This window comes from Sphingomonas sp. PAMC 26605, assembly GCF_000241485.1.
Lineage (GTDB): Bacteria > Pseudomonadota > Alphaproteobacteria > Sphingomonadales > Sphingomonadaceae > Sphingomonas.
In genome coordinates, this window is sequence record NZ_JH584241.1 from 1781387 (window position 1) to 1790644 (window position 9258).

A 9258-nucleotide genomic window follows, 5' to 3' on the forward strand; every position below is an offset into this window, starting at 1 on the left:
CGCAGGAAGCGCGCGGCGGCCATGTCGTCGGCATGGCCCTGCTCGGCGGTCGCCAGCGCGGTGGCGTGCGCGGCGCGATAGTCCGCGGCGGCGGTTTCGATCGTCTTGAGCCGCGCATAGCGTTCGCGCGCCTGGTGCCGGAGCGCAGCGAGCCCGGCATCGGCGTCCCGAATGGCGTGCGCGGCCTCGGTCTGGCGCGCGCGGAGCTGGGCGAAATAGCTCTGCGTCGGTACGATCATCGCATCGACCATCACATCGGCGACGCGTGCCTCGCGGCGAAGGCTCGCGCCGAGCGCGTGGCGCGCCTGCTCGAGCGCGACGAGCCGCTGCGCGGCTTCGCCGATTACCAGCCGCATATCATCGACCTCGCGCCGGATGACCCGCATTGCGGCATCATAGGGGGTCGTCATGCCGGCGCTCCGACCAGTTCGGCAAGGCGGGCAAAGTCTGCGTCGAGCGCACCCGGCGACGTCTTGTCCTGCTTCAGCAGCGTCTCGATCTGCGGTGCGATCGCAACCGCGGCATCGACTTCGGGGCTCGCCCCGAGCTTGTACGCGCCGAGCCGCACCATTTCCTCCATATCGGCATAGGTGGCGAGCAGCGCGCGCGCCTGCATCCGCACCGCATTCTGTGCGGGCGGAAGGCAGCCGGGCAGCGTGCGCGAGACCGATTTGAGCACGTCGATCGCCGGATAGCGGCCGCGCTCGGCGATCCGCCGGGTGATCACGACATGGCCGTCGAGAATGCCGCGCACCGCGTCGGCGACGGGCTCGTTATGGTCGTCGCCATCGACCAGCACGGTGAACACCGCGGTGATCGCGCCTTCGCCCGCCACGCCCGGTCCGGCGCGCTCGAGCAGCCGCGGGAGCTCGGCGAACACCGTCGGCGTATAGCCCTTGGTCGCGGGCGGCTCGCCATTGGCGAGGCCGATCTCGCGCTGCGCCATCGCGAAGCGCGTGACCGAATCCATCAGGCACAACACGTGCAACCCCTGCGCGCGGAAATGCTCGGCGATGGCGAGCGTGGTCCACGCCGCCTGGCGGCGCATCAGCGCGGGCTGATCCGATGTGGCGACGACGACCACGCTGCGCGCGAGGCCCTCGGCGCCGAGATCGTCGAGCACGAAATCCTGCACTTCGCGCCCGCGCTCGCCGACCAGGCCGATCACCGCGACATCGCATTCGGTCCAGCGCGCGAGCATCGCCAGCAGCACCGACTTGCCGACCCCCGAGCCGGCGAACAGCCCGAGCCGCTGCCCGGCGCACAGCGGCACGAACAGATCGAGCGCGCGCACCCCGGTGGCGATCCGTTCGCCGATCCGCGCGCGCGTCGCGGCGGGCGGGGGCGAGGCCTTGATCGGGCGGCGATCCGGGCCGGGCCGCAACGGCCCGCGCTCGTCGATCGGCCGGCCGAGCCCGTCGACCATCCGCCCGAGCCAGGCATTGCTCGGCCGCAAGGCGAACGCGCTCGCCGAGAGATAGGCGAGCGCACCCGAGGCGAGGCCGTGCGGATCGCTGAACGGCAGGCAGTGCGCGACGTCGCCGTCGAGCCCGGTGACTTCGGCCTCGATCGTCTCGTCGCGCGTCTCGATCTGGATGCGCGAGCCGATCTGAGCCGTGCCGCCGAGCCCGGCGACCTCGATCAGCGCGCCGCGCACCGCGACGACGCGGCCGAAGCGTTCGTCGGGACTGCGCGCTTCGAGCGCGTTCGCGGCGGCGGTCAGGCTGTGCACGGCGCGCGGCTTAGGCGGTGCCGTGCACGGGCTCGAGCAGATCGCGTTCGAGCGCGATCAGACGGCGGCACGGCGCGAGCGCCTTATAGAAATCGGACGAGGCGACGTGCGTCGCGAACTGGACGCACAGCGTCTGCGCATGCTCGGTCGGCAGCGCCGCCATCAGCGCGCGCAACGCGCCGAGGATTTCGGCCTGGTGCGTCGCAAGCCCGTCGGGATGGATATAGGCCATCATGCACGCGAAATAGAGTTTCTGCGCGGGCGTCACCGCCTCGTCGGGCGTCATGATGTCGCGTCCGCGCAGCACCGCCGCGGGGTTCTCGATCATCAGGTCGGTTCGTCCCGAAGCACGGAAGATGGCGCCGTTGACGATCATCTTCTCGCCGTCGCGCAACGAAATCCTGAGGCTCATCGGCTACCCTCGACACGCCGGTTCGGCATTGCGGTTCCTCCGATTATAGGAAGCGTGCAGCGCGACACGGCGCGACTAGGCAATATTTTCCGCCGCGAATTATCGCACGCGGCGCGCCCGGCCGCGGCGCGCGCGCTCTAGAATGCGAGGAATGCCCCCGCGCTTCCGGCGGGGTGGCGCGCGCGTGCAGGAGACGATCGTGAACCTTTATTCCGCCCTTACCGCCGGGGTTTCCGGCCTCAATGCCGAAGCGACCGCGATGGCCGCGGTGTCGGACAATATCAGCAACCTCAACACCGTCGGCTACAAGGGCGTCGTCACGCAGTTCAGCACGCTCGTCTCGGGCAGCACCACGCGCGGCCATTACGAGGCGAGCGGGGTGATGGCGGCGCCGCAATCGCTGATCTCGCAGCAGGGCATGCTGCAGACCACCAACAGCAGCACCGATCTCGGCATCAACGGCGCAGGCTTCTTCGTCACGCGCGCCGCGACCGATGCCGGCAGCAAGGTCGCTTATACCCGCGCGGGATCGTTCACGCCCGATCAGGACGGCTATCTCAAGAACGCCGCGGGCTATTATCTGCAGGGCTGGCCGCTCGACGCGCAGGGCGGCTTCGTCAACACCGGGAGTCTCGGCGCGCTGCAGTCGGTCCGCGTGAGCAACCTGGTCGGCACCGCGGCGGCGACGACCTCGGTCGCGCTGCGCGCCAATCTCGATTCGACCGCTACGGCCTATGCCGGCACTTATGCCAGCGGCAATCTGGCAAGCGGTGCGGTCGCCCCGAATTTCTCGCAGACGGTCGAAGTCTACGACCAGCAGGGCAACGCCCACAGCGTCACCACCGCCTTCCTCAAGACCGGCACCAACCAATGGGCGGCCGAGGTCTATGCCGTGCCGGCGAGCGATGTCGGCGCCGCGGGCGGCGTGCTGGCGAGCGGGACGCTGCAGTTCAACGCCGACGGCAGCCTCGACCGCACCGCCAGCACCGCCGCTTTGTTCGCGCCGGTCACGCCCGGCTGGACCAACGGCGCGGGCGCGCTGCCGATCACGCTCAGGCTCGGATCGAACGGCGGGCTCGACGGGGTGACGCAGTTCGGCAGTGCGTCGGCGGTGATCTCCTCGACCGTCGACGGCGGGCAGCTCAACAACATCTCCTCGATCAGCATCTCGAAGAGCGGCGTCGTCAGCGCTGTGTTCGACAACGGCACCGCGCGCCCGGTGTACCAATTGCCCGTCGCGACCTTCCCCAATCCCGACGGGCTCGCGAGCCTCAGCGGCAATGCGTACGAACTGTCGAACGCCTCGGGCAATGTCGCGCTCAACACGCCGGGCGTGCTCGGCGCCGGCAGCATCTCGCCCGAGACGCTAGAGAGCTCGACGGTCGACCTCGCAACCGAATTCACCAACATGATCAAGTTCCAGCGCGCCTATAGCGCCTCGTCGAAGATCGTCAGCACGGTCGACCAGATGCTGCAGGAACTCGGCGCGCTGAAGCAGTAAGACGGGGGATCGCGGCGTGGCGCTCAACGATATCCTGTCTTCGGCCTTGTCGGGCCTGGGCGCCGCGCAGGCCGGGCTCAAGACGATCTCGAACAAAATCGCGAACGTCAACACGCCCGGCTATGTCCGCGAGGAGACGTCGCTGTCGACCAGCGTCACCGCCGGGACGATCACCGGCGTCACCGTCGGCAACCCGCAGCGCGTCGCGAGCCAGTTCCTGCAATCGACCGTCTATGCGCGGCAAGGCGGCCTTGGCGGCGCACAGGTGACCGCCGACTATCTCGGCCAGCTCGATGGCTTGCTCGGCACGCCCGGATCGAGCCAGGCGCTGACCACGCAGTTCGACGCGGTCAACAGCGCGGCGATCGCGCTCACCACCGCGGCGCCGGGCTCGGCGTCGAGCAGCGCGTTCGTCGGCACGGTGCAGGATGCGATCGGCGCGCTGCAGCATCTCGGCACCAGCGTCGCCGGACTGCAGGCGAGCGTCGATGGCCAGCTCGGGGGCACAGTCGCGCAGGTCAACGATCTGCTGATGCAGATTTCCTCGCTCAACGGCCTCGTGGCGAGCCAGCACGCGGCGGGGCAATCGGGCGCGGGCGCGCTCGACCAGCGCGACGCGGCGATCCAGACGCTGAGCGGGCTGATCGCGATCCAGGTCGCGACGCAGCCGAGCGGGGCGGTGTCGATCAGTTCGACCTCGGGCACCACCCTGCTCGATCAGCGCCCGCGCCAGCTGGTCTATGCCTCGACGCCGGACGGCACCGCGCAAGCCAATTACGCCCCGATCGACGTGCGCTTCGCCGATGCCGCGGGCAATCCCGGGGCGAGCACCGGCGAGACGCTGGGGGTTGCGGCGGGCGGGCAGGTCGGCGGTTTGATCGGTCTGCGCGACGGGACGCTCCCCGCGGTCCAAGGCCAGCTCGGCGCGCTCTTTACCAGCTTTGCGAATGCGCTGAACGCCGCGTCGAACCAAGGCACCAGCGTGCCTGCGCCCAATACGCTGAACGGCGCGCAGACCGCGCTCACCGCGAGCGACCGGCTGGGTTTCAGCGGGGCGGCGGTTTTTGCGGTGACCTCGGCCAAGGGGACGCTGGTCGCGCAGACGCGGATCGACTTCAGCGCGCTCGGCGCCAACGCCACCATCGCCGATGCGGTCGATGCGATCAATGCCGGGCTGGGCGGGGCGGGCACCGCCAAATTCGCACAGGGGCGGCTGACGATCAGTGCGGCCAAGGCCGGCGACGGCGTCGTCGTCGCGCAGGACCCGACGACACCGAGCAGCCGCGGCGGCGCGGGTTTCGCGCAGGTCTTCGCGCTCAACGATATCGTGCAGAGCGATGTGGGGACGAGTGCCCCACCGGGCTTCGCGGCCAGCGATCCGACCGATTTCGCGACCGGCCAGACGACCAGCATCGTGCTGCGTCAGCCATCGGGGAAGCAGCTCGCCGCCTATACCTTGACCGCGGCGAGCGGAGAGACGTTCGGTGACGTCGTCACGAAACTCAACCAGAGCGCGCTCGGCAAATATGGCAGCTTCGCGCTCGATGCCGGCGGCTGGATCGCGTTCCAGCCCGACGCCAATTCGGCCGGCGCGACGATCGTCATACCGTCCGATTCGACCGGGCGTGGCGACACCGGCCAATCGCTTTCGGCGATCACGCAGCTGTCGGGCACGACGAGCGGCCTCGCCACCGCGCGGATCCGTCCCGACATCGCCGCCGATCCCGCGCTGCTCCCGCTCGCACGCTTGCAGACGGATGCGGTGGTCGGCAGCGTGGCGATCGGCGCGGGCGACAGCCGCAACGCCGCCGCCCTGATCAGCGCGATGGGAACGCCGACCGCCGACGCACAGATCGCGGTGCAGCAGCGCGCACAGCAGATGCTCGCCGGGATCGCGTCGCAGACCGCCACCGCGCAGACCCGCCAGACCACCGCCAAGGCGCAGGTCAGCGACGCGACCAACGCGCGCGACAGCTATTCGGGCGTCAATCTCGACGACGAGCTGGCGAAGATGGTGGCGCTGCAGAATAGCTATTCCGCGGCCGCGCGGGTGATGACGACGACCACGCAGATGTACGACACGCTCATCGCGATGGTGGGCTGAAAGGGCAGACGATGACGACGATCAGTTCCTCCTCGGTCCAGGCGACGCTGGTCGACGCAATGGACCGGATCCAGCGCGGCATTGCGGCAAGCTCGGCGCAGATCGCCTCGGGCGAGGTCGCGCCGACGCTCAGCGGGCTGGGCGCGGCGGCGGTGCCGATGCTCTCGGCGCACAGCGTGGTCGCGCGGCAGCAGGCCTATGTCGCTACCTCGAACGCGCTCGGCACCACGCTCGCGCTGTACGATACGCACATCTCCAGCATCGACAGCCTCGCCACCAACCTGCAGCAGGCGCTGACCGGCGCATCGGGCGCGGGGACGACCGCGGGTCTGCAGACGACGATCGAGGACGCCTTCACCAGCTTCCGCGATGCGCTCAACGCGCAAGGCGGGGGCGGCGCCTTGTTCGGCGGATCGCAGACCGATGGCACACCCTTCGTTCCGCAGACGCTTCAGGCGTCGGTCGGGCTGAGCGCGGAGCAGGCGTTCTCCAACGACGACGTGCTCGCCTCGGCGCGCGTCGCCGATCATCGCGACATGACCTACGGCATCACCGCGCGCCAGCTCGGCACGCAGCTGCTCACCGCCTTCCAGACCCTGGCGAGCGCGGGGACGATCAGCGCGACGCCGACCAAGACGCAGGAAGCGGCGATGGCCAAGGCGGTCGATCAGATCAGCACCGCGCTCACCGGAATCCGGTCGCTCAACGCGGCGAACGGCCAGCGCCAGGCGCAGCTCCAGACGCTCGAGCAGCAGGCCAAGGACAGCGTGACGCGGATGCAGAGCGTCATCTCCGAAACGCAGGATGCGGATCTGAGCAAGGTCGCGACGACGCTCGCCAATCAGCAGACGCAGCTGCAGATCAGCTATTCGGCGTTCAGCAAGATCGCCGGGCTCAGCCTCGTCAACTTCTTGAAGTAGCGACGGGCTGCTTGGGCGCGGCGTCGATCAGATCCGCGGTCGCGCCGGCCGGGCTGGCATTGGGCAGCGCCGCGAGCGCCTTGCTCACCAGATCGAGGTTGCGCGGGGCGCCCGGCTTGGTCAGCGCGTCGAACGCCGCCGCGCTCGGCAAGGCGGCGAACGCCTTGGCATAGCGCGCGTGCAACCGTGCGAGATCGCTCTGTCGGTCGAGCATCGCCAGCGCGACCGCGTGGCGCAGCACGACGACCTGCTGCACGCTGTCGAGTCCGCGTGATGCGGGCAGCAGCGCGCCGTCGTGCGTCAGCAGGCCCTTCCAGTCGCGGCGTTGCCACAGCAATTCCTGCTGCACCGCCTGCCCGCCGGGAATGTCCTCGAGCACCGCGAGCGCCTCGGCATCGCGGCCGAGGAGATGGAGCGCGACCGCCTCGACGCGGCGGCGCTCGATCTGCATCGGCTGCGGATAGGGTGTCGCGTCGGTCAGCCGCAGCGTCTTGATCGCGGCGGCAGGCTGCCCCGCGAGGACGAACAGCCGCGCGACCCGCGCGGAGAGCGGGCCTTGCGCGACGTCCTGCGCGCGCGCGTTCAATTGATAGCTGAGCAATTGCGCGGCGCGGGCATAGAGGCCGGCCGCCTGCAGCCGATCGGCGAGCGTGTTCACCAGCGTATCGCCTTCGGCACCGGCGGGCGCGAGGTCGCGATACTCCCAATAGAGCCCCGCCGCCTGATCGAGTCGCAGCCCGCCGCCCGGCGCGAGCGCCTGGGCGAGCCGCGCCTGGGTGGCGGCAAGGATCGGCGCGGTGCTGGGCCCGGGCGGGAAATAGCGGAACAGCGTCGCGCCGGCGAGCAGGCCGCGGCGCAGATCGTGGCGCCGATCGGCGATCGCGAGCGAGAGCCGCAGCGCGCGCTCCTCGACCGCGCCGCCGCGCCAGGCGAAGAGGAAATCGTCGAGCGCCGCGGCTGCGGCCGTGGGAACGGGGCCGCTTGGCGGGATCTGGACTTCGATCAGCCCGAGCCGCGCCGCGCTTCTGCCGACCGGATCGCTGGCAAGCGCTGCGCGCCCGAAGCGCAGCCGCGCGAGATCGAGCTGGTGGAGCGCGAGATATGCGCGACCGCGCCACAGGTTCGCCACCGGGTCGGCATCGGGCATTGCGCCGAGCCAGCCGAGCGCGACGCGCGGGCGCTCGATCTCGAGCGCGGCCTGCGCCGCGGCGATGACGAAGGGACGCCGCTGCGCCCCGGTGCGCGCGTTGATCGCGGGGAGCGCGCACGCCACTTCGCCGACCGTGCGCGCGGGGTCATGGCTGTCGGCGAGCGCGCGCAGCCGCCACGCACAGGCTTCGGAAGCGCGGGCGAGCTCGTCGCGGCTGAGCAGCGTCAGCGCCTCGAGGCTCCGCCCCGCCATCGCCAGCGCCGCGCCGCGCGCGAGCGTGAAGGCCGGGACGAGATCGAGATCGGGATCGTCGCCGCGCATCACGCTGAGCACGCCCGACGCCTCGGCGCCGCGCGCCTGTGCGAGCATGCTCGCGGCATAGTCCCAGCGCGCCGACTGGCGCGTGGCTGGCGTCGCGCGCGCGATCGCGCGCCACGCATCGGCGCTCGGAATCACGCGCCACGCCTGTGGGCCGAGCGCGAGCGGGCGGTTGGCGAGCTCGGCCGAAAAGCCCGGCAGCCGCGGGGTCGTCGCCGCGCCGGTCGATCTAGCTGGGAGTGCGGGCGCGGGGGATGGTGGCGAAGGGGAGGACGCCGGCGCCTGGGCCAGTGCCGCAGCGGCAAGCAGCGTTACGCGCAGCGCGATCACAGCAAGTGCAACACCGGCAGCGCGGCGCCCCCCAGCGCGCATCCGAGGATGAACAGGATCGCGAACACGATTGGCGAAAGGCCCGGCTTCTTCGCGGGCGCGGACGCAGCCTCTGCGGCTGTCGTCGCGGTGGCTCCAGCAGGGCGCGTGGCCGGGGCCCCGACGGCGCCGCTCGAAACGAGCCGCACCCGCGACGGCTTCTGATCATGGCTCATGCACGGCTCCGCTCGGTTTCTTCTATTATAGGAGAGCGCGCCCTGCTCCGGCGCCGTATCCGCGCCTTGTCCGGGACCGATATGCGACGCTTTTGTATCCCCATCCTCGCCTTAGCGGGCGCAGCGCCTTTGCTGATGGCGAGCGAAGCGGCCGAGTCCGCGCCCGCCTTCGTGCCGCTCGCGCCGCTGCGCGTCCCGATCATCGACGGCGCACGCAGTACGGGATCGCTCGGCATCACGATCGTGCTGAAGGCGGTCGATCCGGCGGCAGCGACGCGGCTCGGCGCGGCGATGCCGGTGCTGCGCGCGACCGCGCTCGCAACGACGCTCGAATTCGGACGTCTCTATGCCTCGCCGTTGCTGCCGGTCGACGCCGCGCAGCTTTCGGGCCAGCTGACGCAGGCGTTGAAGGCGCAGGATTCCGGCGTCGAGCGCGTCCTGCTCGTCGAGGTGATGGCGCGAAGGGGATGAGGCGTAAGACAATCTCCCTCTCCCCTTGTGGGAGAGGGAAGGGGCCCATCCGCTCTTGCGGATGGGAAGGGTGAGGGGGATGCCGATGGCGCATCCGCCGCCACG

The 9258-nt window shown here is 70.4% G+C and carries 9 protein-coding genes; 4 read left to right on the top strand and 5 right to left on the bottom strand.

Annotated features, from left to right (window positions below):
* The 3 genes from RH90_RS23920 to RH90_RS08215 form a co-directional block, all read right to left on the bottom strand.
* A partial coding sequence (locus tag RH90_RS23920; protein ID WP_010185041.1) for a flagellar FliJ family protein occupies window positions 1-410 on the bottom strand: 410 nt, incomplete at its 3' end.
* Window positions 407-1732: a flagellar protein export ATPase FliI gene (gene fliI, locus RH90_RS08210; protein WP_010185042.1), complete on the bottom strand. Its 1326-nt coding sequence runs from the start codon at window positions 1730-1732 to the stop codon at window positions 407-409. The genes RH90_RS23920 and fliI, both read right to left, overlap by 4 nt.
* A 10-nt stretch (window positions 1733-1742) precedes the next feature.
* Window positions 1743-2144 carry a flagellar biosynthesis repressor FlbT gene (locus RH90_RS08215; RefSeq protein ID WP_010185043.1) on the bottom strand — a complete coding sequence of 134 codons (402 nt, stop codon included), beginning with the start codon at window positions 2142-2144 and terminating at the stop codon, window positions 1743-1745.
* A gap of 199 nt (window positions 2145-2343) precedes the next feature.
* Between RH90_RS08215 and flgE the strand changes: the two genes are divergently transcribed.
* Genes flgE through RH90_RS08230 form a run of 3 tightly spaced genes read left to right on the top strand, consistent with a single transcriptional unit; the run spans window position 2344 to window position 6669 of the window.
* Window positions 2344-3645, top strand: a complete 1302-nt coding sequence (gene flgE / locus RH90_RS08220) for a flagellar hook protein FlgE (RefSeq protein ID WP_198283396.1) — start codon at window positions 2344-2346, stop codon at window positions 3643-3645.
* Between the two features lie 16 nt (window positions 3646-3661).
* Window positions 3662-5749, top strand: a complete 2088-nt coding sequence (gene flgK, locus RH90_RS08225) for a flagellar hook-associated protein FlgK (RefSeq protein WP_010185047.1) — start codon at window positions 3662-3664, stop codon at window positions 5747-5749.
* An 11-nt stretch (window positions 5750-5760) separates the two neighbouring features.
* A complete protein-coding gene (locus RH90_RS08230; protein ID WP_010185048.1) occupies window positions 5761-6669 on the top strand; it encodes a flagellin in 909 nt (302 codons plus the stop codon).
* Here RH90_RS08230 and RH90_RS08235 read toward each other — a convergent pair.
* Together RH90_RS08235 and RH90_RS08240 are read right to left on the bottom strand one after the other, a co-directional pair.
* Window positions 6653-8467: a hypothetical protein gene (locus RH90_RS08235; RefSeq protein ID WP_010185050.1), complete on the bottom strand. Its 1815-nt coding sequence runs from the start codon at window positions 8465-8467 to the stop codon at window positions 6653-6655. The genes RH90_RS08230 and RH90_RS08235 overlap by 17 nt on opposite strands.
* The gene (locus tag RH90_RS08240) at window positions 8464-8682 is read right to left on the bottom strand and encodes a lipase chaperone (protein ID WP_010185051.1); all 219 of its coding nucleotides are present in this window, start codon (window positions 8680-8682) and stop codon (window positions 8464-8466) included. Before RH90_RS08240 ends, RH90_RS08235 begins: the two co-directional genes overlap by 4 nt.
* Before the next feature lie 135 nt (window positions 8683-8817).
* Here RH90_RS08240 and RH90_RS08245 point away from each other — a divergent pair, with 135 nt between their 5' ends.
* Entirely contained in the window at window positions 8818-9153 is a 336-nt protein-coding gene (locus tag RH90_RS08245; protein ID WP_010185052.1) for a hypothetical protein, read from the top strand.
* The last annotated feature ends 105 nt before the right edge of the window (window positions 9154-9258 follow it).

Bases quoted from the DNA above. Each gene is read 5' to 3' on its own strand.
- RH90_RS08215 (WP_010185043.1), bottom strand. From the start codon at position 2,144: ATGAGCCTCAGGATTTCGTTGCGCGACGGCGAGAAGATGATCGTCAAC.
- RH90_RS08230 (WP_010185048.1), top strand. From the start codon at position 5,761: ATGACGACGATCAGTTCCTCCTCGGTCCAGGCGACGCTGGTCGACGCA.
- RH90_RS08240 (WP_010185051.1), bottom strand. From the start codon at position 8,682: ATGAGCCATGATCAGAAGCCGTCGCGGGTGCGGCTCGTTTCGAGCGGC.
- RH90_RS08245 (WP_010185052.1), top strand. From the start codon at position 8,818: ATGGCGAGCGAAGCGGCCGAGTCCGCGCCCGCCTTCGTGCCGCTCGCG.